Raw genomic sequence first — 26,527 nt, forward strand, 5'->3', positions numbered from 1 at the left:
GCGCAATGACGCCTGAATCGGTGATGATGATGGGAACAGAAGCGATGAAAGTCGCGCTGTTTGTTGCGGCCCCGCTGCTGCTGGTGGCGCTGGTCACCGGCCTTATCATCAGTATTTTGCAGGCGGCGACGCAGATTAACGAAATGACGCTGTCGTTCATTCCGAAAATCCTCGCCGTGGTCTGTGCCATTATCGTTGCCGGCCCGTGGATGCTGAACCTGCTGCTCGACTACGTGCGCACGCTGTTTACCCGCCTGCCTTACATCATCGGATAATCCCCCGCGCATGTTTCAGGTTACCAGCGATCAATGGCTCCACTGGCTGAGCCTCTACTTCTGGCCGCTGCTGCGCGTGCTGGCGCTGATCTCCACCGCACCCATCCTGAGTGAGCGCATGATCCCTAAGCGCGTAAAAATCGGGCTGGGGATCATGATTACCATCATCATTGCCCCGACCCTGCCGGTTACCGGCGTCACCATCTTCTCGCCTCAGGGTTTCTGGCTGGCGCTACAGCAGATCCTTATCGGCATAGCGCTGGGGTTCACCATGCAGTTTGCTTTTGCTGCGGTAAGGATGGCGGGCGAGCTGATTGGTTTACAGATGGGGCTGTCGTTCGCCACCTTCGTGGACCCGGCGTCGAAGCTCAACATGCCGGTGCTGGCGCGCTTTATGGATATGCTGGCGATGCTGCTGTTCCTGACCTTTAACGGTCATCTGTGGCTGATTTCCCTGCTGGTGGATACCTTCCACACCCTGCCCATTGGCGGCGAGCCGATGAACAGCAACGCGTTTCTGGCGCTGACCCGCGCCGGCGGGATGATTTTCATCAACGGGTTGATGCTGGCGCTACCGCTGATCACCCTGCTGCTGACGCTGAACCTGGCGCTTGGCATGCTCAACCGTATGGCACCGCAGCTGTCGGTATTCGTGATCGGTTTCCCGGTTACGCTCACCGTTGGCATTATGGTGATGGCGGCAATGATGCCGTTAATTGCCCCTTTCTGCGAACATCTTTTCAGTGAAATCTTCGACTTACTGGCCGATCTGGTTAGCGAGATCCCTGCCACCCCAATCCCACAATAATATTATTGTCATCATGAGGATAATCCTAAAATTTTTATTAAGGACATCCTTCCAGGATATACGTGGCGCGGATTAATAGTTTTAAGCCGTTTCACATAACTAAACATTTACTTTACTTTGAGAACATTCCTGGCAAATTATACGTAACTTTACGGGATAGTGAGTTCGCCTGATTGTCTTCGCCCTGTTTTTTTGCATTCTTCGCTGCAGTTGAAGAGTGTGTAGTCGTCTGCTCACGAAACAGCTTATGTATCTCAGGGCCAGGGTTATTTGTTATCGATGCGTTTCGCTTAATCGGTAATTAATGCGCTGGTTGCAGCATATATTCTGCGCAGACGCCAGGATATATTTTTGGAGTCCCGTATTGTGCCGTTCAGGACGAATGCCAGACTTACTCAGGTGAGCGCTCAGGGTAGATATCGTTGTGCTTTAACGGATAACGCGTTTAGTGAGGGTTTGCTATGTCAACGATTATTATGGATTTATGCAGCTATACCAGACTCGGACTTACCGGCTATTTAGCCAGTCGGGGGGTTAAGAAGCGGCAAATTTGTGACGTAGAAAGTGTGGACGGCCTGGCTGGGGAGTGCCAGAGACGACAACCCCATGTGGTGTTCATTAATGAAGACTGTTTTATCCACTGCCCGGACAGCAGCGAGCAGATTAAGCAGGTCATTACTCAACATCCCGACACGCTATTTATTGTCTTTATGGCAATTGCCAATATTCATTTCGATGAGTATTTATTAGTACGTAAGAACCTGTTAATTAGCTCGAAATCGATCAAACCAGAATCGCTGGACAATATATTAGGCGATTATCTGGCCAAAGATATGCAGTGTACCGGAAACATTAATCTCCCTACACTCTCTTTAAGCCGCACTGAATCAAGCATGCTGAAAATGTGGATGTCGGGTCAGGATACGATTCAGATCTCCGATCAGATGAATATTAAGGCCAAAACGGTATCGTCACATAAAGGAAATATTAAAAGGAAAATTAAAACGCATAATAAGCAAGTCATATATCACGTGGTGCGTCTCACGGATAACGTGACAAATGGTATTTTCGTAAATATGCGATAATTTCACTCTTTACCCTACACGCCAAATAAATATAACGGGTTGCGGCCCGAATTCAGACATTATCACCGGCTTTAAGCAATGATGTCGTCTGAAGGCGGTGATAAGTAAATGTGATTTGCCGGTGCGAGCTACTCGCCCCCGCTGACGCGGGGGGCAAATACATCAGGCCTTTTCAACAAAGATGCCGTCCGGGTGATCCTTTTCATTAAAGAACCAGATGCCCAGCGGGTAGTCTTCGAGTGACACTAAATACATCGTCCCCTCGCTGAACTCCTCAATCGCCAGCACCACGCCAGGCCTGCGCGGCCCGCCGTCCGTTTTCACCGTGACGCGATCGTTAACGTTCATTCCCCTCTCCTCTTACTGGTTTTGTGCCAGTGTAGAACAAAAGCGCCGCGCTGGCACCGCCCCGATGACCGTTTGCCTGCCCGTAAACGTCTATACTTACAGGTGGGTTTGCCGGAGGGAGTGCTGATGAAAACTGTCAAAGATCATTCCGATAGCAGCGTGGACGTTGATGCGCTGCTCGCTGCTATGAACGAGATAAGCGAAAGTGAAGTGCGCCGGGTTGAAAACAGCGACGATCCCCTGCGTGTCAGCGTGGACGGGCGTGAATACCATACCTGTCGCGAACTGGCTGAGGTGTTTGAGCTGGATATTCGGGATTTCAGCGTCGGTGAAATCACCTGCCGGAAATGAGTCTGATCAGCGCCCTGCCGGAAGACAGGCAAAAAAAACCCGGCCGGGGAGGCCGGGAATGAAACTTGCTTTTGCAAGAAGCACTTGAAAATTCGTTACACCAGGAAATCTGATGTGGGACCAACATATCCGCATTTTTTTTCAATAACAAGGATATATTCCATTGGTAAATAACAACTTCTTACTTATATCTTTTAGCTATGGGTCTGCATCCCTTGTGCCCTGCGGCCTGAGCGGTAACGTTCCCAAAAATGAGCCATCAACAATAATAAAGAATTGGGATTTATCCTAATCCCGGGCGTTTTCGTCCCGCCGTTTTCATCTGCTTAAGGAGAGCACGTTATGCCAGCGTTAACTGAGTCATTAGTCATTTTCTCCGATCTCGACGGCACGCTGCTGGATCACAACACCCATGAGTGGGATGCCGCCCGGGCGTGGCTGACGCGCCTGACCAGCAAGCAAATCCCCCTGGTGCTGTGCAGCAGTAAAACCGCGGCAGAGATTATTGCCCTGCAGAAGGAGCTTGGCCTGCAGGGGCAGCCGTTTATCGCTGAGAACGGGGCTGTGATCGCGCTGGATGAGAGCTGGAACGATCATCCGGACTACCCGCGCCTGCTGGCCGGCGCGCGGCATGAAGAAATCCGCCTGTTACTGGGCCGCCTGCGCGACACCCACGGCTACAAGTTCACCGGCATCAGCGACGTGGACGAAGATACGCTGGCCGAGTGGAGTGGTCTGCCGCCGAAGCGCGTATCGCTGGCGATGCTGCAGGAGGCTTCGGAAACCCTGATCTGGCGCGACAGTGATGACAGGCTAGCAGCCTTTACCACCGAGCTGGAACAGAACGGGCTGATGTTGATCGAAGGCGGCCGCTTCTGGCACGTGCTCGATCAGCAGGGCGGTAAAGGACAGGCGGTGGCCTGGCTGATGAAGCAGTACCGGGCGCAGCGCGGAAGTAGCCTGACTACCCTTGGTCTGGGCGATGCCCCCGGCGATGCGCCGCTGCTGGATGCGGTTGACTACGCCGTGATCGTGAAGGGCTACAGCCGCAATCCGGTGATTCTGAAACAGGATAACCCTGAGCGGGTTTACCGCACGGAACAGCATGGCCCGGCCGGATGGAGCGAAGGGCTGGACCATTTTCTTGCTGATGCCTGACCCTCAGCGGGCGTAGACCTGATTGCGCCCGCGCTGTTTCGCCTGATAGAGACGCGCGTCGGCGCTGGCCTGCAGCTGCTCGAAGTTATAGTTATTTGCCTCGGCCGAACAGCTCACCCCAAACGAGGCGCTGAACCGCAGTGACCCGTGACGTTTCACCAGAATCTCTCTGGCATTTAGCCGGGCGCGAATACGCTCTGCGATATTTGCGGCTTCATCCAGCGAGGTATCCGGCAGCAGCACGCAGAACTCCTCCCCCCCTACGCGTCCGGCGATGTCCCCGTCACGCAGTAGCGTAGCCAGCATGGTAGCGGCATGGCTCAGCACCTTATCCCCTGCCTGGTGACCGTAGCGATCGTTGATGCTTTTGAAGTGGTCGAGGTCAAACTGGATCACCGAGTACGGCTTGTGCTGCTGTTCACACTCGCGCGCCAGCATCCAGGCGCGTTCGAAGAAGGCACCGCGGTTGTAGAGCCGGGTAAGCGGATCGTGCCACGCCTGCCAGGTGAGGGTGCTCTGCAGCCGGGTCATGTTATTCACCATACGGCGGATCACCAGCCATGACACCAGCAGCATGGCGGTAAACAGCGTCCAGAACAGGATCAGCGCCACGGTGATATTCCCGAACTCGCCCTGCATTCCCTGTTCCACGGTATGCACCTTGATCAGCACGCCATCAAAGTTGCTCAGTTTTACCCAGCTGATATAGCGGGTATCCATGCGCAACCCGCCCTCGTCCTCCTGCTCAAGGGCATGGGCGAGCTGCGCCTGCTGGACGGGATCGAACAACCGCTCCGCCGGGGGCGAATCCTGCGCCGCGGCAACAATCTGCAGCCGGCTGTCAAAGAGATAAATATCGCCCTGTTCATCTTCATCAATTACCCGTTGCAGATAGCGGTCGAGGGTCTGCAGCGGGAAATCCATCGCCAGTACGCCATACCAGTAGTGCTGATAGTCGAGGGCGACGCTGGCGGTTACGGTGCGGGTGTGTCGCGCCGGATCGTAGAGATGGAACCAGCTTACGCCCCGGGCACGATGGTACTCCCCGGCGTGTTCGTTGAACCAGGGACGGGTGACCTGATGATAGTAATGGGGAAGCAGCGACGGCGTTCCGCGGGTAATGTCACTGGCAATAAAGAAGCCCGCGCGTGAGGTGTACCAGGTGCTCTGCTGCATATCCCGGCCCTCGCCCCCGGCCGAGAGGTGCATCAGATAGCCAAACTCAAGGGCTGCGCTCAGCTCTCCGGGCAGCCGGGATTCATCGCGGTTCAGCAACGGGCTCTGGCTGACGAAATCGTCCGAGACGCCGTTGATCGGCATGCTGCGCGTATTATTCTGCAGCAGCTGCCAGCTGCTTTCCCGACGCTGCTGAGCGAAGTCACGCAGCATCTGACGCGCCACATCGGTCTCCAGCGGCTCTTCCAGCGCAAAACGCATGGCGTTACGGTAAAACAGCAGCTTATCAACGCTGTACTGCAGATGGCGATCGAAACCGGTCGCGACATTATCCAGACTGTTGCGCTGGGAGGCGACGTAAGCCTGCTCAAGCACTACCAGCTCGCGCCAGGTCAGCAGGACCGAACAGATAAACACCACCAGAAAACAGATATTCACCACCCGAATCGGGCGTTGTCCCCAGAACTCACGCCGGGTGATCATCGCTGCACGCATAAAAACTCCCTGAACAGGCTCAGTAACGTCCCTGTAACCGTCGGCGGCAGGTGACGACATCCATTGTATCCGGTCGTTGAGCGCGGCCAGACCGAGCACCGTTAGACATTAGTATGGGTAAACTGTAGACGCAGCGCCGGGTCATTACCACTGATTACACTGAGAGGCAAAGCGCCGCTGGTGTGCGTAACGCCGGCTGAGGATACGATGCATCAGGCGAAACGGCGTGAGGCAGATCAAGGTATTGCGCGAGATGCGCGGAGAATAGCGAGCGTTGATGAAATTCCCCTCGCCGGACGCGAGGGGAATGGGGTGTGTCAGGCAGTCTGCGGCTCAGCGTTACGCAGGGCCACCAGCTCATCTTCACGAAAGGCTTCACGCTGGACGCCGTAACCGTCATACCAGCGGCACTCGACCATGCCGCTTGAGTAGCCAGTCACCACCATGCGCGGACCGCCATTTTTACGCTTTACTTCATCGCTGACCACAAAGCTCATCATTGCCTCCGGTATCATCGGTGAAAACCTCTTCAGGATAGTCATAAGGCGCGATTTTTGCCTGGGCGCAGCGGCTAACAATTAGATTAATCCTGGTGCGCCGGTTTGCCGCGCATCCGGCTAATCATCTTCACCGCCAGCAGCACAATGCTGCCGATAATAAACCCGAGCACCAGGTTCAGCAGCGTTGGCAATACCAGCGCGGCAAATCCGCCCAGAGAGTGAGAAAAATGCTCGATGGCATGATGGAGCGGCGCGATGCCGTGCACTACGATACCGCCGCCCACGAGGAACATGGCGATGGTGCCGAGCACCGACAGGGCTTTCATCAGCCACGGGGCCGTCACCAGCAAGCCTTTACCCACGGCCTTTGCCAGCGCCGAGGCGCGCTCTGACAGCCAGTAGCCGATGTCGTCGAGCTTAACGATAAGCCCCACCAGTCCGTACACCCCTATGGTGACCAGGATGGCGATACCCGACAACACCAGCACCTGAGTGAGCAGCGGCGCGTCGGCGACGATACCCAGAGTAATGGCCACGATCTCTGCCGAGAGAATAAAGTCGGTGCGGATGGCGCCTTTGATCTTATCGCGCTCCATTACCTTCGGGTCCTGCTTCGCCAGTTCGTCGAGACGCTGTTGACGCTGTTCCGGCGTCTCTTTGTGCTTACGGGCGTGCAGGCTGTGCATCACCTTCTCGACGCCTTCGTAGCAGAGGAACGCGCCGCCCACCATCAGCAGCGGCGTAATAGCCCAGGGGGCAAACGCGCTGATTATCAACGCCAGCGGAACGAGGATCAGCTTATTTAAAAACGAGCCTACTGCTACGCGCCATACCACGGGCAGCTCGCGATTGGCGCGCACGCCGCTGACCTGCTGCGCGTTCAGGGAGAGGTCATCCCCCAGTACTCCGGCGGTTTTTTTTGCCGCCAGTTTCCCCATCATTGAAATATCGTCCAGCAGCGTGGCGATATCATCCAGCAAGGTTAATAAGCTACTTCCAGCCACAGTTTCTTCCTTTGTTTTGGTGACAGAGATCATAGTATGGAGTAAAAGCGCGCTTCGTGAAATGTAAACGCTTTGTCAACAATTGTTTAACGTCGTCCTTAAAGTAATTTGCTCGCCGCCGGATAGTTTTGATGATTACTATAAGGGCTCTTTGTTTCTGGTCGTGAGGGAGTATGCGTTTCGCAAAAGTATTGCCGCTCGTTGGATCGCTCTTTGCGCTCTACATTATCTGGGGTTCCACCTATTTCGTTATCCGCATCGGCGTCGAAAGCTGGCCGCCGTTTATGATGGCCGGGGTGCGTTTCCTCTCTGCCGGTGCGGTGCTGCTGGCCTTCCTGCTGCTCACCGGCCACAAACTGCCGCCGCTGCGCCCGCTGCTCAATGCCGCGCTGATTGGCGTGCTGCTGCTGGCGGTGGGTAACGGGTTCGTCACCGTGGCGGAACACCAGCACGTGCCGTCGGGTATTGCAGCGGTGATCGTCGCGACCGTCCCGCTGTTCACCCTGTGCTTCAGCTACTTCTTCGGCATCAAAACGCGCAAAATCGAGTGGCTGGGGATCGCCATCGGTCTCTGCGGCATCGTGCTGCTCAACAGCGGCGGCAACCTGAGCGGTAATCCCTGGGGCGCGCTGCTGATCATGGTGGGGTCGGTGAGCTGGGCGTTCGGCTCGGTCTACGGCTCACGCATCACTCTGCCGCAGGGCATGATGGCGGGTGCCATCGAAATGCTGACAGCCGGTATTGTGCTGCTTATCGCCTCGATGATTTCCGGCGAAAGGCTTACCGCCATGCCGTCGCTCTCCGGTTTTCTCGCGGTGGGTTATCTGGCGGTGTTTGGCTCTATCATTGCCATCAATGCCTACATGTACCTGATCCGCAACGTCAGCCCGGCGATTGCCACCAGTTACGCCTACGTCAACCCGGTGGTAGCGGTGCTGCTCGGTACCGGCTTTGCCGGCGAGGTGCTGTCTCCCGTGGAGTGGCTGGCGCTGGGGGTGATTATCTTTGCGGTGGTGCTGGTAACGGTGGGGAAATATTTCTTTCCGGCGAAACCGGTGATCACATCGTGTGAAGCGGAGAAGCCTGGCGACCTCAGTCGCTGAGGTGAATGCCGCGAATGTCGATATCCGCGCGCACGCCACCGCTGCAGATCCACTCTTCAAGGCGCTCGCTGAGCGCCTCATCACTGAGCTTCGCCCGCCCGCGTAACGCGCACTCCCATACCACCAGCACCCGCCAGCCCTGCTCCAGCAGCAGCGCAATATCCCGCTTATCGCGGGCAACGTTTTTGCCGATTTTATCCAGCCAGAAATCGGTGCGGGTAGCAGGAACCTTAAACAGATAGCAGTCGTGATGATGCCAGAAGCAGCCATGGGTGAAGATCACCGCCTGGTAGTCGTCTACCACGAAGTCCGGGCGACCGGCCAGGGCGGCATCCTGCACCCGGAAGGAAATGCCGAGCGTGGTAAGCAGCCCGGCAAGGCGTTTTTCAATTGCGGTATCGCGCGTGGCGATAGCGCGCATGTTTTTACTGCGCGTCGCTTTGTCGTGTACGTCTGCCATCGGCTTTGTCGCCCCGCGTCATTGCCACCGCCTGCCGGATACGCGCCGACAGTAAGCGCGCCACTGCCGCAAATGCCGGCACCACCACCGAGTTACCAAACTGGCGATAGGCCTGGGTGTCAGACACCGGAATACGGAACTGGCTCTGCCCCGGCGCTTCGAAGCCCATCAGGCGCGCGCACTCACGCGGCGTCAGGCGACGCGGGCGGCGCTGCTGGTTAGCGGCATCGTGGAAATCCTGCACACCCAGGGCTTTATCCCACCCGCGATCCACCAGAATTTCTGCGCCGTCCTTGTAGTAGCGCGCCGACAGCGTGCGCGCCACGCTGGCAGGGTTTTGCGGATCCACCAGCCCATAGCCAAAGCCGTTGCCTTTCGCCTGGTGCTTCAGGGCGTAACGATAGAGATAGTCCCACAGGGTCGGGCTAAGGATGTATTTGGCATCCACCGTCGGATCGAGCAGCTCGCCAAACGCCGGACGCTGCGCCGGATAGTGCTGCGGCAGGTCGCGCAGCGTAAAGCCCTGATGCAGATTGAGATCGCGGCGGAAACCCACCAGCACAATGCGCTCGCGGTGCTGCGGCAGGAAGTGCCTGCCGTCGATCACTTTCGGATCGTCGCGCCCGCTCTCGGCGGCGTCTGCCACCTCGTAACCCAGCTCATCCAGCGTCTGCATGATGATGCGGAAGGTATTGCCTTTATCATGACTCTTCAGGTTCTTAACGTTTTCCAGCACAAACATGGCCGGGCGATGGGCGTTAATGATGCGCACCACGTCAAAGAACAGCGTGCCCTGAGTTTCGCAGGCGAAGCCGTGAGCGCGCCCGAGTGCGTTTTTCTTCGAGACGCCCGCCAGCGAAAAAGGCTGACAGGGAAAGCCCGCCAGCAGCACGTCATGCTGCGGCACCGTGGCGCGAATATGCGCCGCCGCCTCACTGTCGCTCACCTCTTTCCGGTGGCTAAGAGTGACATCGCGGATGTCTTCGTTAAAGTGATGCTGCTGCGGATCGCAGTACCAGTTCGCTTTATAGGTGCGCACCGCATGCTTATTCCACTCGCTGGTAAAAACGCACTGACCGCCAATGGCTTCAAAGCCGCTGCGGATCCCGCCGATACCGGCGAACAGATCGATAAAGCGGAACGCATAGTCGGGATGCGATTTCGGCGGGCGCGGCACCAGCGGCGCTAATGCGGCCTGCTCTGTGCGACTGAGCGGCAAAGCCTCAGGCGTCAGGAACGCTTTTTTCAGCCGGGCAATCGTCCAGTTACGTTCCCCCGCCGCGTTGAGCGTCGCCAGCAGATGCCGGGTATCGTAGATAGCCGCAACCTGCGCCAGCAGACTGCTGTGCTCCCCGGGACCGGCATCGTTCGCCGGCAGCGTCATCTGATCGTTAATCGCCTGTGTATCGTGCATCGCTCTGACCCGAAAAATAAATATTCTACAGCCTAACACAAAACAGAAGGCTGCCCGCACCCTGCGCCATTAATCCCGCAGCCGCGCCGCCACGCTGGTATCGCTGGAGGCATAGTCGCCGTTCAGTTCAGCGCACAGTTTCGCCAGATAATCGACGAGGAAATCGGCATTGCGCTGCGCCAGCTCGCGTCCGCCGGCGGTTTGCATGGTAGCGGGTAGCTTCAGCAGCTTTTGCTGAAAGTGATCGACCGCGTAGCGGCTGTCATCCAGCGAACGTCGCTCCGCCAGCGGGTCCGCACTGTCGAACAGCTCGCGGCCAAGCATGCCGGAGACATAAAACACCCGCGCCAGACCGATTGCCCCCAGTGACTCCAGCCGGTCGGCATCCTGCACGATCTTCGCCTCGATGGTGCGCGGCGCTACGCCAGCACTGAAGCTGTGCGCATGCACAGCGTGCGCCACCGCGTCGTGAAGCGCGGCGGGAAAATCGGGGAAGTCCGCGCTGAGAATAGCGCGGGTGCGCTCGGCAGCCAGCGCAGAGGAGAGGTGGCGTTCAGGATGGTTTTTCGGCAGGCTGACGATGTCATGAAAATAGCAGGCGGCTACCACTACCCTGCCGTCTGCTTGCTGCTGGGCCATAATGCGCTGCGCGCTGCGCCAGACACGTCTGAAATGCGCCAGGTCGTGCGCCGCATCGCTCGACGGCGGCTGCGCGCTGAACCAGGCTTCAAAGCGTTGCTGCCAGTGTTCTGACACGACAGAATTCCTCGCAGGTAGTACCGCACCATGAATAACTCCGCCCACGGTTGCGCCAGGATGAAGCCGAAAAGGCACATCGCGGCCTGTTGCGCAGCGGATGATGCAGTAGAATTAAGAACAGTTTTTGGTCTGAATGCGGGGGCGCGGAAATCGCTCAACGGGATTTTTGTCACTGAAATGTAACGAAATAACTGCTTGAATGAGTGGCGGAGAGAGGGGGATTTGAACCCCCGGTAGAGTTGCCCCTACTCCGGTTTTCGAGACCGGTCCGTTCAGCCGCTCCGGCATCTCTCCGCATCAGTGGGCGACATAATGCCAGGTTCTGTGGCGTATGAACAGACCCGAAATGACCGATTTTGACCAAGTGATGACGTTGCGAGCAAATACGATGATTAAGTGGCCCTGGAAAATTAGCGAACCCTCACCGCATCTCGCGTTGCCCTGGGAGCAGGCGCTTGCCATCCCGGTTCTGGCGCCCCTGTCGCCGGAAGAGCAGGAGAAACTGATCCGCCTGGCTACCCGCTTCGTGGAGCAAAAACGCCTGGTTCCGCTGCAAAATTTCGAACTGGACGATCTGAAAACTGCCCGCATCGCCCTGCTGTTCTGCCTGCCGGTGCTGGAGCTGGGTCTGGAGTGGCTCGACGGCTTTCATGAAGTGCTTATCTACCCTGCCCCCTTTGTGGTGGACGACGAATGGGAAGACGACATCGGGCTGGTGCACAGCCAGCGCGTGGTGCATTCCGGCCAGAGCTGGCAGCAGGGGCCGATCGTGCTTAACTGGCTCGACATTCAGGACTCCTTTGACGCCTCGGGCTTCAACCTGATTTTCCATGAGGTGGCGCACAAGCTCGACGCCCGCAACGGCGACCGCTCAAGCGGGATCCCGTTTATCCCGATGCGTGAAGTCGCCGCCTGGGAGCACGATCTGCACGCCGCGATGGACAATATTCAGGATGAGATTGACCTGGTGGGCGAAAACGCCGCCAGCATTGATGCCTATGCCGCGACCGATCCGGCCGAGTGCTTTGCTGTGCTGTCGGAGTATTTCTTCAGCGCCCCGGGGCTGTTCGCCCCTCGTTTCCCGGCGCTGTGGCAGCGGTTTTGTCACTTCTATCGCCAGGACCCGCTCAAACGCCTGCGCGACAGCTCGCCGGACGATGAAAACGTCACCGGTCAGCTGCACTAACCCAGCGAACTGTTTCTAAAATAATCAGTCGAATCAAAAACCTGATTCGTTAATTGACACTCACCGTCGGGGCTATTACTATGCGCCCCGTTCACACGATTCCTCTGTAGTTCAGTCGGTAGAACGGCGGACTGTTAATCCGTATGTCACTGGTTCGAGTCCAGTCAGAGGAGCCACATTTTAGTATTGAGATGTCTTAATGAGTCTTAATACGTTTTAAAAACAATCAGTTAGATTGACCCAGTTGTCCTGGTAAGGATTACCGGGTTTTTTGACATATGTAGTTTTTGGGGCTTAATCGGGGGCCTTACGGTTCGTTGAACGAATGGAGCCCCCCGCTATGGCACTCACTGACACCGCTATCCGCAAGCTCAGAACTACTGACAAACCCTTCAAACTCGGCGACAGTGCCGGACTGTACCTGCTGATCAAACCCAACGGCTCAAAACTCTGGTACATGAAGTACCGCATTGACGGGAAAGAGAAGAAGCTGGCCTTTGGCCCCTACCCGGATGTTTCCCTGCTTACGGCACGCCAGCTCCGCGATTCGGCGCGTATTAAAATGCGTGCAGGGGTCGATCCAGCCGTTGACAAAAAAATCGCGCAACAGAATAAGGAAAACGGACAGACATTCCGCCAGATCGCCATGAACTGGCATGCCGATCACCGCCGCTGGTCTGCACATTATGCGACGACCATTCAACGCAGGCTGGAAATGTATGTATTTCCGGATATCGGGGACAGATATATCGATCAAATCGTCACGGAAGATCTGCTGTTTACCCTGCGTAAGGTGGAGAACAAAGGCTTTCTGGAGATCACCGCGCGACTGAAAAACTACGTTACGGAAATCATGCGTTATGCGGTGAAAAAGCAGTTAATCAAATCAAACCCCGCTCTGGATCTGGACGGAGAATTTACGCCGCCGGAAACACAGCATTACCCGGCCCTGCCGCTTGAGAAACTGCCAGAATTATTATCCCGGACGGATAACTACTCCGGCAGGCTGCTGAGACGGTATGCGCTGAAGTTGTCGCTGCTCCTTTTCGTGCGCTCCAGCGAACTGCGCTTTGCCCGCTGGAGTGAAATCGACAGGCAGCAGAAGCTCTGGATAATCCCGGAAGAACGGGAGCAGATCGAAAACGTACGCTTCTCTCACCGTGGCACAAAGATGAAAACTCAGCACATCGTCCCGCTGTCCGATCAGGCAATGGCGATCCTGAAGCAGACTGAAGCGCTCTCCGGGCATCTGGCATTTGTTTTCCCCGGTGAATACGACCAGGACAAGTGTATGAGCGACAACACCATCAACAAAGCATTGCGCGTGATGGGCTACGACACCCGGAAAGAGATCTGCGGTCACGGCTTCCGGGCGATGGCGTGCAGTGCGCTGAGTGAGTCGGGACTGTGGAGTAAAGAGGCGATTGAAAAACAGATGAGCCATCAGGAACGAAACAGCGTGCGTGCCGCTTATATTCATAAGGCTGAATATCTGGAGGAACGAACCAATATGATGCAGTGGTGGGCGGATTATCTGGATGCAAACGCAGAGCGGTATGTGTCTCCTTATCAGTATGCGGGACACGAGAGAAAAGCGTCATAGATATGTTTGAAAGAATTAACGCTTTTCAGTTCTTCAAAGAGGCCGCTACGAGATTGCATCTTGCAGTGGCCTTTTTAATTTTACTGGTATTCGTAAAGAAAAACCTTGCTTCGACAAACTAAGACTACGAACCTGAGGGTATGGTTATGGGAGCATTGCTTCAAAATATTTCATTTCCTCCTGATAATTTTAAACAAGACAATTATTCACTTCGGCCATTTCTGTATCAGTCCCTGTTGAATCAATGGTTTCCAGTTGACATTTTTTATCAATCATCTGCTTCCATGAATCTTTCAGAGAAAAAATAAACGACTTACGCTCTGGGTTGTTATCGATTTGTTTATCAATAGATTTATTCAAATTATCTATTGCGGATTTAACTTCTCCTGAGCTTTTCTGATTAACACTCGCCAGCTTTGCCGACAAATCACTAAGACGATCAGTACCAACGGACTTACAATCGTAAACAGATTCCTTCTTGCTATTCAGGTTAGTAACACTAACCCCGCGGCTTTCACTCTCATTTTCATAATTACTAAATATCGTATATTTATACTCTGCATTTACAAACGACACGTTGAAGTAATCAGTTTGATATCGTGAGTAATGATTGTATTTAAATCCTGAATAATCATTACCTTTCGACTCATAGTTAAATTCAGTTTTGCGGTCTTTCGATAAGGTGTACCGAAGTACACCTTTGTTTTCATCTAGTTTGATTGTTCCTTTTGCAGTGTCGCACACAAAATATTCATCACTCGCAAACGATGAACCACACAAAAACATTGCAGCTAACGCAAAGAACTTATAATGATGCATTGTAATTCCTCTCCATTTTTAAATCATATCCTTTTTATGCTTCCCATTATATCTTTTGGCGTAAGCAGGCCGCATCGAAGCGGCCTGCTTATCATAGCGCGTACTAAATGCGCATCATATAAGGATGGTGTTTATCTGTTATGTCATGGCTGCGATTGGAATGGATATGCAACGCTCTCGTTAATTCTTACTTGAGTCGATGACCTTTCTTTAAATGCAGGCCAATTATATGATTTTGTTATGAATTTCCATGAGTAATAATCCTTCGAGTCATCGGTGATTTTAAGGCTTAAGATGCTCCAACTCTCATCATGACAATGTGATTGTTTTGCATAATCATCTTCGGTAAAGCAAGCTTTTATCATTTCTCTTGATGAAAAAGGAATATTTTTAAAGGCTGGTTGATATGTACCATCATCATTAATCATTATGAAATTTGCGTATTCTTCCTCGCGCCCACCTCCGGAATAAGTTGTTGACCATTTCGATACTAACGCAATGGCCGTTTTTAATTTACTTAAAGGATATAAAGCTGGATATATATATACATCGCTTTTGGTAAGTTCATCATCAGGAATATCCTCATTATTAGTTTCTTTAGTGAAATCCCATGAAACTATTTTAGAATACACATCACCTTCTTTTTTCATCTTCATTAACTGAAGATGTGAAGTGGTTAAATAAAAGATGTCATTAGAATTTTTTTCTTTCCAGATAGGAGTTCCGTCTTTACAGAAATCATCGACCGCTTTGCAAATATCAATATATTGGGCACTGTTTTTTTTCAACGCTGTTAATGCAACTGGCTTTGTCGTGATGTCAGTAATACCAGCCACAGCAGAGAAAGATACAATAGCAAAAAATAAAACCAGCTTTTTCATCATTCATCCTAATGTAAATAACTATATGAAAGAAGGGGACACCCCCTTCTCAGTTAACCAAGCGCGTTGATTTTAGCTTTTATATCAGTCACCTTCCCTGAATCCCCACGCCTTTTGTAGAGTGTTACCGCCCTTCTGTAGGCTTTCAGCGCCTCCATCTTATCCTTATCGGTACCGCTTTCATTTCTTAACGGATCGTGGTATCGGCCCCAACTATACGCATATACTCGATAGTTATATATTTCGCTATCTTCAAAAGAGAAGCTATCCTCTTTCTTAAGAATATTAAGATGTTCAGCCTTAAAAACACTCACAGCTCTATTAAAATACTTAAGCCGGTCCTTATATCCATTGAATCCACCATTGATAAGTGCTGTAACCATGATAAAGTCATCACTCTTGGCATGTTTGGATACATTTTTATTCACGCAATAAAACCAAAAGGCAGACCTAACACAATGTGGATATTGTGCTATTTTATTTCTGGCAGCGTCATCTGATTCAAAATCCTCACCAACATATGCACCATACTTTGTATATACATCTTGCCATGTTAATTGAATTAACCCTCGTCCATACCAGGGAGCATAACTGGCTCTTGTTCCTCCAATTTCTTTAGTAAGTGTTTAACCGCCGCTTTCATGGCAGCATTGAGCCAAGAAATGAGCTTTTTCTCTACAAGTTATAATGCCAAATTCGCGGAATCCATCATTAAATGCTGGTAAATACTGAGCTAAAATGTCTTTATCGGCTTTTGGAGCAATATCACACAATTCATCTAAAGTGATATCCCTGCCACATGCACAATTTCCTTTTGGGTTAATCGCTTCCAGAAATTCAAGCGGATGAAAATGCCATACTGAACGTTGACTGGCGAGCAGCGGAACCTTATCCATCCAGTGCGTTGCGTCCAGAAATCCGCCGTTAGCCAGCTTCACAACTGGACTTTCGTCCCTGTCCTTAAATACCGATGACCAGCGTGTATCATCCCGGGTACTGTGCCAGTCGCTGTCGTGTTTCACTATCAGCCGTCGCACATATTCCGGGACGTTCATCTGGTTTGTATGCAGTGCGTCAAACAAATACTGGTCCTGTGATTTATCAGGGTATGGGCTGGGTGGTCTTCTGTTTTCAGCGTTGTGGATCAGGCTGTCATAAAACATTTTTGCCTGTGAATTTTGTGGTCCTTTTTCTCCATCAAAGTGAGAATCGATGCTTTCCAGGGCATCAATAACCCAGCGTTCATCCAGCGTGCGTGTAAAATCGGTTGTCACCAGCATGGTCAACATGCCGGCGGCAAACGGCTTCCAGGGTTTTGCCGCCGGCATGCCCTGCTGAGGCGCGACATAAACCCGCCGCGCGTGCGTCTCGCTGACGGCCGGCGGGAGCGCAACGCCGTTATACGCGACGGCATCCTGGCTCTCCGGCCCATTGCCGCTGTTTTCCAGCCGTACCGCCGCGCTGTGGATTAAGGTTCGCAGCGCGTCCGTCTGGCTGGCGTGCTTTAACTCCAGACACTGCAGCGCCTCGCCGATGGATGTCAGATGCTGTTCCGCCTGGTACAGCGAGCCGAGCTCGGTAGATGTCGGGGTGATGACGCGCATTGCCTGCTGGAGTCGCCTGCTGAGCGCGCTCAGTATTTCCATCCTGGCGCGCACAGGCTGCGGCCAGAAAGCGCCCCACTGCCGGACAATCAGCGCCTCAATAAGCGCCAGCCCTTCGTTGAGGCCAGCCAGGCCGGCTCGTTGCGTTCGCGTAAGGGTATACCAGGCTGCGGTTTGCAGTTCAATGCCGTTGTGTTCAAACAGGTTAAGACAGTACTGCTCAGCCTGCAGCCAGTTCACATCCGGTCGCGCCGGATGCGTCAGCTTGTTCATCTCCTCCCGCAGGCGAGCGTAGTCCGCAAACGTACGCGGATCGCCGCCGGTGTTGAGATGGCGGTCAGTTGGGGTTGTTGTCATGATTTTTATTCGAAAAGTGGATCAGAGGGTCGCGTGCGCATCGAGATACTGCTGCTGTTTCATATGCCGGATCAGCACCCGGCCCTGCGGCATAAACGCCGTACCGTAGCGCACCAGCCCGATACCTTTTAGTTCCGCGTCAATGGCGTAACGCAACTCACCTGGCACTTGCTGTTCGAGTAACGTTACATTGAGGGACTGCAAACGGGGTTCATACTTGAGTACTCGACCTTCCCGGCCTCAAGCCGCAGATAGCTTCCTCCACCGATCAGCGTGATACGTTTTTTTCCGGCAAAGGAGATATCACTTGCTGAGCTCAGCGTCAGTTTCTTCTCAGCAAACAACCGCATACTGGCGTTCTGCGCCTGCACCTCCACTGGGCCTTCTCCTGATTTGACGCTCAGTTGACCGGTGCGGGCAAAGAGTCCCAGTTTCTCTCCGGCCAGCGCGGTCATGTTCACGGGAAAACTGTAAGCAGGTGCGGGAATAGAGCCAGGCGGACCAGACTGACTGAGTCTCTGGACTGACTGCTCCGAGGCGCATTGCCACGGAAAATGCGTGCTCAGGCGGCATTAATCGGTCAGGCTTCTCCAGCTCATCTGTCAGCGTATTACGGATAAAGGAAAATGCCTGATTGATCGCTGGCAGCGCCAAGATATTGTCATCCGCCTGCTGCCAGTCAATGAAAGCCTGAGGTGAATCATTAACCGGACATACAATCGGCTTGTCACCCCGAACGATTATCCACGGTGTTTCAGGCCCGGAAAATTCGGCGCTCAACAGAACGGGCAGTGTGAAACCCATCAGGGATTTAATCTGTTTACTCTGCTGGCGGAGCGTTTTCAGCGTGGAGCGCAGAACGGCTTCATCCTGATGATAATCAGGCAGGCAACGGTACATCATCGAGAGCTGTCCGGCCTGGCGAGGAAACTGCATCTGTATGCTGCGGACAACATCGGTTATCCGGCTGACGTCATCGACACGAAGCCACCACCCCTGGGCTGTTTTACGCAGAGAACTCCCCTGAAACAGCGCATCCAGCCTGTCACCGCATACCAGTACAACAGGGCCCTGGGTGTCAGATAGTGGCAGATCAGCAGTTGAAACGGTGGTGTCGGATACTGGCTGCTCCCGGCGGCAGTTTTTAAAAACATACCAGCCTGCCAGCAAGAGAATCAGCAGAGTGGTCAGGCCATTAAAAACGTTGCCTGTCGGGATGAAATACCACAGCAACCACAGCAGCGCGGCTACGGCTACTAAGGTGTGCAGGATTACCGGAATGACGACTGTTCTACGCATTAGCCATGCAGCTCCGGTAGTTGTGTTGACAACAGTGACTGGAGCCAGAGATGACCACCCCACCACATAACTCCGGTAAGAATGACGGCGAGCGCTATCCAGAACCAGACTGAGCGCATCAGACTCCAGCGATGCTTTCCCATCCGGTGAACAACCAGAGACAAGTCTGCAACAGGCGGAGAAACCCGTTCAGAAAGGGCTTTCACTACCTCATCACGCTGCGACTGGCTGACCGCTTGCAGGCTATATAACCCCTGAAAGCCCAGCGCTATCACCCGGTGATAACAGGTTAAGACGGCCGGGTTCGGTGTAGGCTGACGCAGCACCTCTGCAATCCGATCCCATAGCGCTTCACCAGCCCGAAGTGAGCCAAAAAAACGGGCCTGAAGCGGAGCTTTACGCCAGGCCACCTGGCCTTCATCAACTTTCGGCGCATCCCCTTCCTCGCTTTTTTCAAGCTTACGGCTCATCACCGTTTCGTCCAGCAAGGCACATTGTGCGTAGGAAATATGCTCCACACTGGCGTCGTCATAACCAGCACGCTCCAGCGCTTCCCGCACACTTTCAACCTGTTCAACGCATTTGTTATAAAGCGCAGGGCCATCAAGCGTGACGGCGCCTTTTTTCAGCATGGTGACGGTGAGCCAGGTCTCCGTCATCAGTTCGTCGATATCGATATCCTGTCTCATGAGCGCAATACCGCAAACAGTTCAAGTTCCAGGGCACCAAGTAACTCAGGCACATAGAACATACACACCCCCTGCTCCTGCATTTCATGCGCAGCGGGGCTTTCCATATCAAGTGCGAAGTACTGGTTTTCCATGCGTACTGGTAACGCTGCCGGGACTCTGCTTACCGGGATCAACGGGATCCCCTTGAGTGCCGCACCATAGATCTCGCTGACTTCATCAGGTGAACCCGCCTGACAGAGTGCAGGGAATTTCTCGGCGATCTGCCAGGCCGGGATATCCACCAGCTGCTTCAGACCGCGCCACAGTGATTCCACTTTCTGGAACTCATCATGATGCATCACCGCATCTAACTGGCGGCTGATTTGATGATCCAGTTCGGCGATATGGCGATCGATTAAAGTTTTGTCGAGTTTATCGACGTTTTGTCCTGACTGACGTATGCAATTTAAAAAAACTTGCATCGCCGCGGTGAGACGCTCGCTGGTCGAGGCTTCCGCCAGCGCGCTATCATCCAGAAAGTCATTGATATCGCCGAGGCGTGATGCGGGCGTCAGATTAATTTTTTTAAACAGCGACGTATAAACGCTATCACCCGCAGTATTTTCCAGAACCGTCGTATTTCCCTTTGCAGGCGTTGTTTCAGTATTGACAGACATTAGCATTCTCTCGATTAATCCATTAACAGACAGGCCCGGAGATTATTTCGGGGCGAGCGCACTCATTTCATCGCGTAACTCTCGGGACAGCGCCGGATCTTTAAGGATTTTTTCCAGCTCTTTTCTGAAAGTGGCGTTATCAAGCAGATTAGATTTCAGATCGCGTAATAAATTACGCATCGCCAGCATGGCGCGTAGCTGAGGGATCTGACGGGCGACCTGCTCGGGTTCGAAGTCTTTGATATCCTTGAACGCCAGACGGATATTCTCTTCGCTGCCATCATCAGCCAGGGTATTTTTAACGGTAAGATTTACTGCCGGAGAGAATTCTGAAAGCACGCTGTTGAAATTGTTTTTATTGATATCAAATTTTTTCCTTTCTGATAACGGTCTTGATTCCTCGCCGTTGCTGAAATCCCCCGTCACCAGTAGCTTAAGCGGTAATTCAATCTTTTTCTGCGCCCCGCCGGTATGCAGGTCGAGCCGCAGGTTTATACGTGCCTTAGGCACTTCGTTCTGAAAACTTTCGCTCATAAATCCCTCTGTTACATCGCCATTTAATAATTTTCCGAACTGCACATCTTTACAGCCATGATAAAACGGGCATCTGAATAAAATCAAATAAGCGACCTTAAGACTGTCTATAAGACACCCCTTAATAATATTGATGTTTATTCGGGGTTTCAGGCATCATTGCTGTTAGTTATTATTCAAATGAATACCCCGCCGCGCGATGAACGCCAGAATAAATCGCTAACATCAGCACGTTTTCTGATTATTCTCTATCCGTTAATTTATTTTAATGCTGAATATAACCGCGGCTACTGACGTAATGATCTGTGCACGGGTTCTCAGTATTTTTCAACTGACGCCCTTACCCCGGCTGAAGGTTTCCGCTGCTCTCCCTTGCTCAGGAGTATTAATTTGTTTTTTGTATGCAAACCTGTGCCTCACCATCGGACATAATGCGGCGCGCGTTACCCCCACCGCCTCAAAAATAAAAATAGTGAAACGCATTAAAATAATGCATAACCGTACGCCAGTTCAGACACAATAAGATATTTATTTTTACAAAAAGAAAAACATTCATTTGAACAATAAAGTTCATTATTAATTTATGGAGCTTATTAACTTATCCTGCTGAGCCTGTTAGTTTTTGCTGGCACCCGCTGCTCTGCCTGAATCGCTGGCATAAAAAACCCGCATTGCGCGGGCAGGGGTTAGATCTGATAGTCGATTACCGTCTCGGCTGTGTCCAGCGCCTGACGTTTAATCTCGTCCACCGACAGCGACGGGTTACACAGCTCGATAAAACGCCACACGTAGTTGCGCTGCAGCTGACCGCGCTTCAGGCCGAGCCATACGGTATTAGCATCAAACAGGTGGCGGGTATCCAGCCGCAGAAGATGCCCTTCCTCTTCACCGCTCGCCTGATCCGCCACCAGCCCGATGCCCAACCCCAGTTCAACATAGGTGCGGATCACATCGGAATCCTGGGCGCTGAGCACCACGTCAGGCGTCAGCCCTTTGCGCTGAAACGCCTCATCGATACGCGAGCGCCCGGTGATCCCCTGGCGGTAGGTAATCAGCGGCCAGCGGCTGATGTCTTCCAGGGTAAGCGCGCTGACCTGAGCCAGGGCGTGATCCCGCGGCACCAGCAGGCTGTGATACCAGCGGAACCACGGATAAGCCACCAGCGTCGGGTCGTTGCTCAGCCGCTCGCTGGCGATGCCAATATCCGCCGTGCCGCTTTGTAGCAGCGCTTCGATCTCCTGCGGGGTGCCCTGAATCAGCTCCAGACGGACGTCCGGGAACAGCACGCGAAACTCTTTAATGATCGACGGCAGGCTGTAGCGCGCCTGAGTATGGGTGGTGGCTACCGTTAATATGCCGGAAGCATCGTTGGTAAACAGATCCGCCAGACGACGCACGTTGCTGGCCTCATTCAGGATCCGTTCGGCAATCACCAGCAGGGCTTTACCCGGTTCTGTCATACCTAATAACCGTTTTCCGCGTCGGATAAAGATCTCAATGCCAAGCTCCTCTTCCAGTTCGCGAATGTGACGGCTGACGCCAGACTGAGAGGTATAAAGCATGTTAGCGACTTCAGTCAGGTTGTAGTCCCGCCGCGCCGCCTCGCGAATAATTTTGAGTTGCTGAAAGTTCACATTACCCCCAGGGCATGTCCGACATGGCCCTATTGTTAAAGTGTGGCAAAGGGGTTAACAAATAATAAAAACCTGCATTTTATTACTTTATGGAATAACGCAATGGAAAAGCTGCGGGAAAAAACGGTATTGCCGGAGATGGGTAACGAGGGTGAAAAGAGAGGTAAAAACAGAAAGCGCCAGGTACCGGGCGATGCGATGCGCCGCCCCGTACCTGTTAGCAAGTATCAGCTGACCAGCATCAGTTCGCGATTCTCCAGCGCCGGACGCGTCACCAGTGACATAAGAATTTCTTTTACTGCCTGTGCCTGCGGAGAGAGCGGCATCCGCGCCGACACATTCAGCGACAGCGGCAGGCTCATGGAAGGCGTGGTGATACGCGCCATCCAGCCGTTGGCTGCACCCGAGAGCGAACGGGCAGCGGATTCCGGTAGCACCGTAGCACCCATACCACTGGCAATGGCGGCGGTCAGGGTAGATACCGATTCGATTTCGCCGATGATTTTAGCCGTCAGACGACGCAGGGAAAATGCCTCATCTACGCGCTTACGCACAGCGCTGTAGTCGCGCGGCAGGAAAAGATTCATCTCCGCCACTGCCGAGAGTTCTACCACCTGGCCCGGGCAGTCGCGGGTGCCGACGAGGTAGAGATCCTCCTTCAGCAGCGGCTGGCTGTTGATGCCGGCGGTGGGCGAGCGGTCGTATAACACGGCCATATCAAGCTGGCCGTTGAGCACTTTATCATTCAACGTGGAGCCGCTGTTTTCATGCAAATACACCACCACATCCGGCAGCTCGGCGCGCACCGCCTGCAGCAGCGGCATAGTGACAGAGGACGCTGCGGTTCCCGGAGCCAGGCCAATCGAAACGTGACCGCTCAGGGTTTGCCCGACGTTGGTTACCGCCAGCTGCGCCTGTTCACACTGCCGTAAAATGGTTCTGGCATGGGTGTAGAGGATCTTACCCGCTTCGGTCGGGGTGACACCGCGTTTGGTGCGGATCAGCAGCTGCTGGTCAAGCTCCCCTTCCAGGGTTGCGACCTGCTGGCTCAGCGCGGGTTGCGCAATGTGCAACACTTCTGCGGCCTGAGTCAGGCTCCCGATATCGACGATTTTTACAAAGTACTTCAGCCGTCTTAAGTTCATGTGGTGTCTCCTGTGCGGGATGCCGATGCCAACGTCGGCAGTGATGTCACAGGAGGAGTTGCAAGATGCTTGCCAGTTTTAAGAATTGTCTGCGTAACCGGCTAAGGGGCTGGATAATAAGAGAAACTAATAAGGTGGGCTGGTTTCATTATTGAAACATCGGTTCGTTATATGCCCCATAAGGGGTATGCTTGCACCATCACGGTGCACAACGATAAGAAATGCGCATGGCTGCTGAAATTGTCAGCAAACGATGCGCGGCAGGTGAATCCGGCTTTGACAAGTGTCCGGCCCCCCGCTACTATTCGCCCCGTTCACACGATTCCTCTGTAGTTCAGTCGGTAGAACGGCGGACTGTTAATCCGTATGTCACTGGTTCGAGTCCAGTCAGAGGAGCCATATTTAAGAAGCCCGCTTAAGGAAACTTAAGCGGGCTTTTTGCTTTTACGCCCCCAGGCGCTATGCGCGCCATCCCATCGCCGGTGCGACGTGTTTCAGGATGGACTCAATCACGTGCACGTTATAATCGACGCCGAGCTGATTCGGCACTGTCAGTAACAGTGTATCGGCTTCGGCAATCGCCTCATCCTGTTTCAGCTGTTCAATCAGCTTCTCCGGCTCCGCGGCATAGCTGCGCCCGAAAATGGCGCGGGTCTTCTCATCCAGGAAGCCGACTTTATCACTGTCATCGCGGCTGCCACCGAACCAGGCCCGGTCGCGGCTATCCATCAGGGCAAAGATACTGCGGCTGACCGACACGCGCGGCGTGCGGGTATGACCCGCTTCTGCCCAGGCCGCACGATAAGCGCGGATCTGCTGCGCCTGCTGAACATGGAAAGGCTCACCGGTTTCATCATCTTTCAGGGTCGAGCTTTGCAGGTTCATACCCAGCTTTGCCGCCCAGACCGCGGTGGCGTTGGAACCTGCTCCCCACCAGATACGCTCCCGTAAGCCTTCAGACCAGGGTTCAAGCCTTAACATGCCGGGCGGATTGGGGAACATCGGCTGCGGGTTTGGTTTCGCAAACCCTTCCCCGCGCAGCGCGTCGAGCAGCGCTTCGGTGTGGCGGCGCGCCATATCAGATTCGTTTTCACCCGCCGCAGGCTGATAACCGAAATAGCGCCAGCCGTCTATAACCTGTTCCGGTGAGCCGCGGCTGATACCCAGCTGCAGACGACCACCGGAAATCAAATCCGCCGCACTGGCGCTCTCGGCCATGTAGAGCGGATTTTCATAGCGCATGTCGATCACGCCGGTACCGATCTCGATATGACGCGTTCTGGCTCCGATAGCCGCCAGCAGAGGAAACGGTGAAGCAAGCTGGCGGGCGAAGTGATGGACCCGGAAATACGCGCCATCGGCACCCAGCTCTTCGGCGGCCACGGCCAGATCGATGGACTGCAACAGGGCATCTGCGGCGGTGCGCGTTGCGGATTGCGGGGAAGGTGTCCAGTGTCCGAAAGACAAAAAGCCGATCTTCTTCATGGCATTGCGGTCCTTATTCAAAAAAGGGGAGCGGAAGCCGATCCGCTCTGATTGCCCTTACTTTCCCCTTTTAACGCATAAGAATAAATGCCATTTGTTTCACATAAAGCGTCAAATTTATTGATGTAACCCTAAGTTCCGACACCGGCGGATGACGGGTCGTTGAAAGCGCAGCGGTAAAATCAAGAAAATGCGTGCAGGCGCCAACGCTTTTTACGCTGTTGCCTTGAAGATGCAGTCGCGCTGCGAAGCGCACCGCAAAAGAGAGCGGGAGGCCACCCGAGCCTCCCGGTTAACCGAATCACCCCTCGTTATCGAGGTCGGCGCGCTCGGCTTTAGCGATGCGCTTGCTCCAGATCACCGCCAGCTTTTGCGCCCGGTTGATCTCCTCCGGCTCCATAGAAGCTTCGAGGTCGTTAAGCGCGGCCAGCGCCTCTTTCATGCCGTCGGTCGAGGCCAGAGAGAACCAGGCATAAGCGTGGATACGGTTGCGCGGCGCACCCAGTCCCTCCTGACGCAGCAGGCCCATCCGGTACTGCGCCATGCGGTTCCCGGCATTCGCCGCCAGACGGTACTGCTTAAAGGCGGCGGCGAAATCCTCTTTTCCGCCCTGCCCCAGCCGCAGCATTTCCCCATAGGCCAGCCGCGCCTGCGCATCGCCTTTCTCCGCCAGCGCCGCCCAGAGGGCGCGCGCTTCTTTATCTTCGCCGCGTGCGGTATATCGCCCCGCCAGCGCGTACTGAGCATCGCTGTAGCCGCCCGCCGCTGCGCGTTTCAGCCACAGCTCCTGGGCCTCATCGCTGCGCTGACGCTGGCTGTAAAGGTACTGCGCCTGCGGATCGTTGCCGTTAACCGCTTTTTGCAGCCAGGCCGCCCCGGTCTGGTCGTTCTTTACCACGCCACGGCCGGTGAACCAGGTTTCAGCCATCCAGCGCTGGGCGGCGGCATCGTTGCCGTTGGCGGCTTTTTCATACCACCCGTACGCCTCTTTGCCGCTGGTGTGCTCCCCCATCCAGCGCTGGGCCGGGGCATAGCCCTTTTTAGCGCTGGCAAAGTAGAGCCGCTGCGCCATGTCGCTGCGCCTCTCCACGCCCGCTCCGGTTTCATAGCGCTGCGCCAGCTGCCAGAGCGCCCGGGGATGTTGCTGATCCGCAGACTTCTGCAGCCACACCAGCCCCTCCTGTTCCGCCCCTTCATGGTCAGCAAACCACTGCGCTAACGCAAGCTGCGCCGGAGCATGCCCCTGCTGCGCCGCGGTTTCGAGAATGTCGATGCAGTCGGTTTCCAGCTTACCGCTGTGCTGTTGCTGGCAGTCCTGCGCCAGACGGTAGCTGGCCTCACCATTACCGAGCGATGACCCCTTTTCCCACCAGACCCGCGCCAGCTTCTCATTGCGCGGCTCACCCAGCCCGGCGCTGTACCAGTCTCCCACCTGCCTGGCGGCATCGCCGCGCTGCTCGCTGGAAACCGACGCGAGTATGCTCTTGTCTCCCACCTGCTTCATCAGCGTCATCGCCTGCGGGTAATCCTTACGCGCCGCCAGCATGCGGGCGTAACGATACTGCGCCTGCGGGTTGCCCTCTTTCGCCGCCAGCGCCAGATCGCGTTCCGACAGGGAGTCCACACTGGCAGCACAGCCCGTCAGCAGCACGCCGCCAATAACCAGCGTGACGAGTCGTTGTTTCACATGGCCCCC

Annotated in this window: 25 protein-coding genes, 3 tRNA genes and 5 pseudogenes; 10 read left to right on the forward strand and 23 right to left on the reverse strand. The window is 54.3% G+C overall.

All coding sequences use genetic code 11. The features are described from left to right. The first annotated feature begins 5 nt into the window (after positions 1–5). From fliQ to rcsA, 3 genes are all read left to right on the forward strand, one after another. The gene (gene fliQ, locus KFZ77_RS12195; RefSeq protein WP_031521051.1) at positions 6–275 is read left to right on the forward strand and encodes a flagellar biosynthesis protein FliQ; all 270 of its coding nucleotides are present in this window, start codon (positions 6–8) and stop codon (positions 273–275) included. A gap of 10 nt (positions 276–285) precedes the next feature. Continuing rightward, a complete protein-coding gene (gene fliR / locus KFZ77_RS12200; protein WP_264384342.1) occupies positions 286–1,083 on the forward strand; it encodes a flagellar biosynthetic protein FliR in 798 nt (265 codons plus the stop codon). 461 nt (positions 1,084–1,544) lie between these two features. Then, a complete protein-coding gene (gene rcsA, locus KFZ77_RS12205; RefSeq protein WP_031521048.1) occupies positions 1,545–2,168 on the forward strand; it encodes a transcriptional regulator RcsA in 624 nt (207 codons plus the stop codon). Between the two features lie 162 nt (positions 2,169–2,330). On the opposite strand, the gene dsrB is transcribed toward rcsA, so the two are convergent. After that, complete coding sequence (gene dsrB / locus KFZ77_RS12210) at positions 2,331–2,516, reverse strand: protein DsrB (RefSeq protein ID WP_031521046.1); 186 nt, start codon at positions 2,514–2,516, stop codon at positions 2,331–2,333. Between the two features lie 126 nt (positions 2,517–2,642). On the opposite strand from dsrB, the gene yodD reads away from it, so the two are divergent. Both yodD and KFZ77_RS12220 read left to right on the forward strand, forming a co-directional pair. Further along, positions 2,643–2,867, forward strand: coding sequence for a YodD family peroxide/acid resistance protein (yodD, locus tag KFZ77_RS12215; RefSeq protein WP_264384343.1), 225 nt, complete (start codon positions 2,643–2,645; stop codon positions 2,865–2,867). Between the two features lie 342 nt (positions 2,868–3,209). Continuing rightward, positions 3,210–4,025 carry a mannosyl-3-phosphoglycerate phosphatase-related protein gene (locus KFZ77_RS12220; protein ID WP_264384344.1) on the forward strand — a complete coding sequence of 272 codons (816 nt, stop codon included), beginning with the start codon at positions 3,210–3,212 and terminating at the stop codon, positions 4,023–4,025. Positions 4,026–4,028: 3 nt separating this feature from the next. On the opposite strand, the gene dgcQ is transcribed toward KFZ77_RS12220, so the two are convergent. From dgcQ to KFZ77_RS12235, 3 genes are all read right to left on the reverse strand, one after another. Then, positions 4,029–5,696, reverse strand: coding sequence for a cellulose biosynthesis regulator diguanylate cyclase DgcQ (dgcQ, locus tag KFZ77_RS12225; protein WP_264384345.1), 1,668 nt, complete (start codon positions 5,694–5,696; stop codon positions 4,029–4,031). 317 nt (positions 5,697–6,013) lie between these two features. Further along, the gene (locus KFZ77_RS12230; RefSeq protein WP_264384346.1) at positions 6,014–6,193 is read right to left on the reverse strand and encodes a YodC family protein; all 180 of its coding nucleotides are present in this window, start codon (positions 6,191–6,193) and stop codon (positions 6,014–6,016) included. Positions 6,194–6,279: 86 nt separating this feature from the next. After that, a complete protein-coding gene (locus tag KFZ77_RS12235) occupies positions 6,280–7,200 on the reverse strand; it encodes a DUF808 domain-containing protein (RefSeq protein ID WP_264384347.1) in 921 nt (306 codons plus the stop codon). A 173-nt stretch (positions 7,201–7,373) separates the two neighbouring features. Between KFZ77_RS12235 and yedA the strand changes: the two genes are divergently transcribed. Then, positions 7,374–8,303: a drug/metabolite exporter YedA gene (gene yedA, locus KFZ77_RS12240; protein ID WP_264384348.1), complete on the forward strand. Its 930-nt coding sequence runs from the start codon at positions 7,374–7,376 to the stop codon at positions 8,301–8,303. On the opposite strand, the gene KFZ77_RS12245 is transcribed toward yedA, so the two are convergent. The 4 genes from KFZ77_RS12245 to KFZ77_RS12260 form a co-directional block, all read right to left on the reverse strand. Next, complete coding sequence (locus KFZ77_RS12245) at positions 8,293–8,763, reverse strand: very short patch repair endonuclease (protein WP_031521036.1); 471 nt, start codon at positions 8,761–8,763, stop codon at positions 8,293–8,295. The genes yedA and KFZ77_RS12245 overlap by 11 nt on opposite strands. Continuing rightward, entirely contained in the window at positions 8,729–10,177 is a 1,449-nt protein-coding gene (locus KFZ77_RS12250; RefSeq protein ID WP_406678778.1) for a DNA cytosine methyltransferase, read from the reverse strand. The genes KFZ77_RS12245 and KFZ77_RS12250 overlap by 35 nt, the downstream gene beginning before the upstream one ends. Positions 10,178–10,246: 69 nt before the next feature. Next, complete coding sequence (locus tag KFZ77_RS12255) at positions 10,247–10,933, reverse strand: phosphohydrolase (protein ID WP_264384349.1); 687 nt, start codon at positions 10,931–10,933, stop codon at positions 10,247–10,249. Between the two features lie 207 nt (positions 10,934–11,140). Continuing rightward, positions 11,141–11,230: transfer RNA gene (locus KFZ77_RS12260), tRNA-Ser, on the reverse strand. Between the two features lie 94 nt (positions 11,231–11,324). Between KFZ77_RS12260 and mtfA the strand changes: the two genes are divergently transcribed. The 3 genes from mtfA (at position 11,325) to KFZ77_RS12275 (ending at position 13,725) form a co-directional block, all read left to right on the forward strand. Then, positions 11,325–12,122 (forward strand): DgsA anti-repressor MtfA, encoded by a 798-nt coding sequence (mtfA, locus tag KFZ77_RS12265; RefSeq protein WP_264384350.1) that lies wholly within the window; start codon positions 11,325–11,327, stop codon positions 12,120–12,122. Positions 12,123–12,222: 100 nt separating this feature from the next. Further along, positions 12,223–12,298 (forward strand) — tRNA-Asn (locus tag KFZ77_RS12270). Between the two features lie 164 nt (positions 12,299–12,462). Then, entirely contained in the window at positions 12,463–13,725 is a 1,263-nt protein-coding gene (locus KFZ77_RS12275) for a tyrosine-type recombinase/integrase (protein WP_264384351.1), read from the forward strand. Between the two features lie 189 nt (positions 13,726–13,914). Here KFZ77_RS12275 and KFZ77_RS12280 read toward each other — a convergent pair whose 3' ends face one another. From KFZ77_RS12280 to nac, 13 genes and pseudogenes are all read right to left on the reverse strand, one after another. Further along, positions 13,915–14,544, reverse strand: a complete 630-nt coding sequence (locus KFZ77_RS12280) for a hypothetical protein (protein WP_264384352.1) — start codon at positions 14,542–14,544, stop codon at positions 13,915–13,917. Between the two features lie 143 nt (positions 14,545–14,687). Next, positions 14,688–15,425: a hypothetical protein gene (locus KFZ77_RS12285; RefSeq protein ID WP_264384353.1), complete on the reverse strand. Its 738-nt coding sequence runs from the start codon at positions 15,423–15,425 to the stop codon at positions 14,688–14,690. A gap of 53 nt (positions 15,426–15,478) precedes the next feature. Beyond that, the gene (locus KFZ77_RS12290; RefSeq protein ID WP_264384354.1) at positions 15,479–15,808 is read right to left on the reverse strand and encodes a hypothetical protein; all 330 of its coding nucleotides are present in this window, start codon (positions 15,806–15,808) and stop codon (positions 15,479–15,481) included. A gap of 243 nt (positions 15,809–16,051) precedes the next feature. Continuing rightward, the gene (locus KFZ77_RS12295; RefSeq protein WP_264384355.1) at positions 16,052–17,386 is read right to left on the reverse strand and encodes a type VI secretion system ImpA family N-terminal domain-containing protein; all 1,335 of its coding nucleotides are present in this window, start codon (positions 17,384–17,386) and stop codon (positions 16,052–16,054) included. Between the two features lie 21 nt (positions 17,387–17,407). Further along, positions 17,408–17,611 (reverse strand): annotated as a pseudogene (locus KFZ77_RS12300) (type VI secretion system baseplate subunit TssE); the annotation flags it as partial. After that, positions 17,602–17,844, reverse strand: a pseudogene (locus KFZ77_RS12305) (DUF2345 domain-containing protein); the annotation flags it as partial. The pseudogenes KFZ77_RS12305 and KFZ77_RS12300, both read right to left, overlap by 10 nt. Then, a pseudogene (locus tag KFZ77_RS19720) lies at positions 17,843–18,685 on the reverse strand (OmpA family protein); the annotation flags it as partial. The pseudogenes KFZ77_RS12305 and KFZ77_RS19720, both read right to left, overlap by 2 nt. Continuing rightward, positions 18,685–19,374 (reverse strand): type VI secretion system protein TssL, short form, encoded by a 690-nt coding sequence (gene tssL, locus KFZ77_RS12310; protein WP_264384356.1) that lies wholly within the window; start codon positions 19,372–19,374, stop codon positions 18,685–18,687. The gene tssL and the pseudogene KFZ77_RS19720, both read right to left, overlap by 1 nt. Continuing rightward, positions 19,371–19,655: pseudogene (tssK, locus tag KFZ77_RS12315) on the reverse strand (type VI secretion system baseplate subunit TssK); the annotation flags it as partial. The gene tssL and the pseudogene tssK, both read right to left, overlap by 4 nt. Continuing rightward, positions 19,653–20,033 (reverse strand): annotated as a pseudogene (locus KFZ77_RS12320) (type VI secretion system contractile sheath domain-containing protein); the annotation flags it as partial. The pseudogenes tssK and KFZ77_RS12320, both read right to left, overlap by 3 nt. Before the next feature lie 42 nt (positions 20,034–20,075). After that, positions 20,076–20,567: a type VI secretion system contractile sheath small subunit gene (tssB, locus tag KFZ77_RS12325; RefSeq protein ID WP_264386189.1), complete on the reverse strand. Its 492-nt coding sequence runs from the start codon at positions 20,565–20,567 to the stop codon at positions 20,076–20,078. A gap of 686 nt (positions 20,568–21,253) precedes the next feature. Further along, positions 21,254–22,201 carry an HTH-type transcriptional regulator Cbl gene (cbl, locus tag KFZ77_RS12330; RefSeq protein ID WP_031521016.1) on the reverse strand — a complete coding sequence of 316 codons (948 nt, stop codon included), beginning with the start codon at positions 22,199–22,201 and terminating at the stop codon, positions 21,254–21,256. 227 nt (positions 22,202–22,428) lie between these two features. Then, positions 22,429–23,346, reverse strand: coding sequence for a nitrogen assimilation transcriptional regulator NAC (nac, locus tag KFZ77_RS12335; RefSeq protein WP_031521015.1), 918 nt, complete (start codon positions 23,344–23,346; stop codon positions 22,429–22,431). Between the two features lie 323 nt (positions 23,347–23,669). Between nac and KFZ77_RS12340 the strand changes: the two genes are divergently transcribed. Further along, positions 23,670–23,745 (forward strand) — tRNA-Asn (locus KFZ77_RS12340). A 60-nt stretch (positions 23,746–23,805) separates the two neighbouring features. Here KFZ77_RS12340 and KFZ77_RS12345 read toward each other — a convergent pair. Together KFZ77_RS12345 and KFZ77_RS12350 are read right to left on the reverse strand one after the other, a co-directional pair. After that, positions 23,806–24,831, reverse strand: a complete 1,026-nt coding sequence (locus tag KFZ77_RS12345; protein WP_264384357.1) for an LLM class flavin-dependent oxidoreductase — start codon at positions 24,829–24,831, stop codon at positions 23,806–23,808. 301 nt (positions 24,832–25,132) lie between these two features. Beyond that, positions 25,133–26,518 carry a tetratricopeptide repeat protein gene (locus KFZ77_RS12350; protein WP_264384358.1) on the reverse strand — a complete coding sequence of 462 codons (1,386 nt, stop codon included), beginning with the start codon at positions 26,516–26,518 and terminating at the stop codon, positions 25,133–25,135. Positions 26,519–26,527: the final 9 nt, after the last annotated feature.

Source organism: Siccibacter colletis, from assembly GCF_025914095.1.
Classification (GTDB): domain Bacteria; phylum Pseudomonadota; class Gammaproteobacteria; order Enterobacterales; family Enterobacteriaceae; genus Siccibacter; species Siccibacter colletis.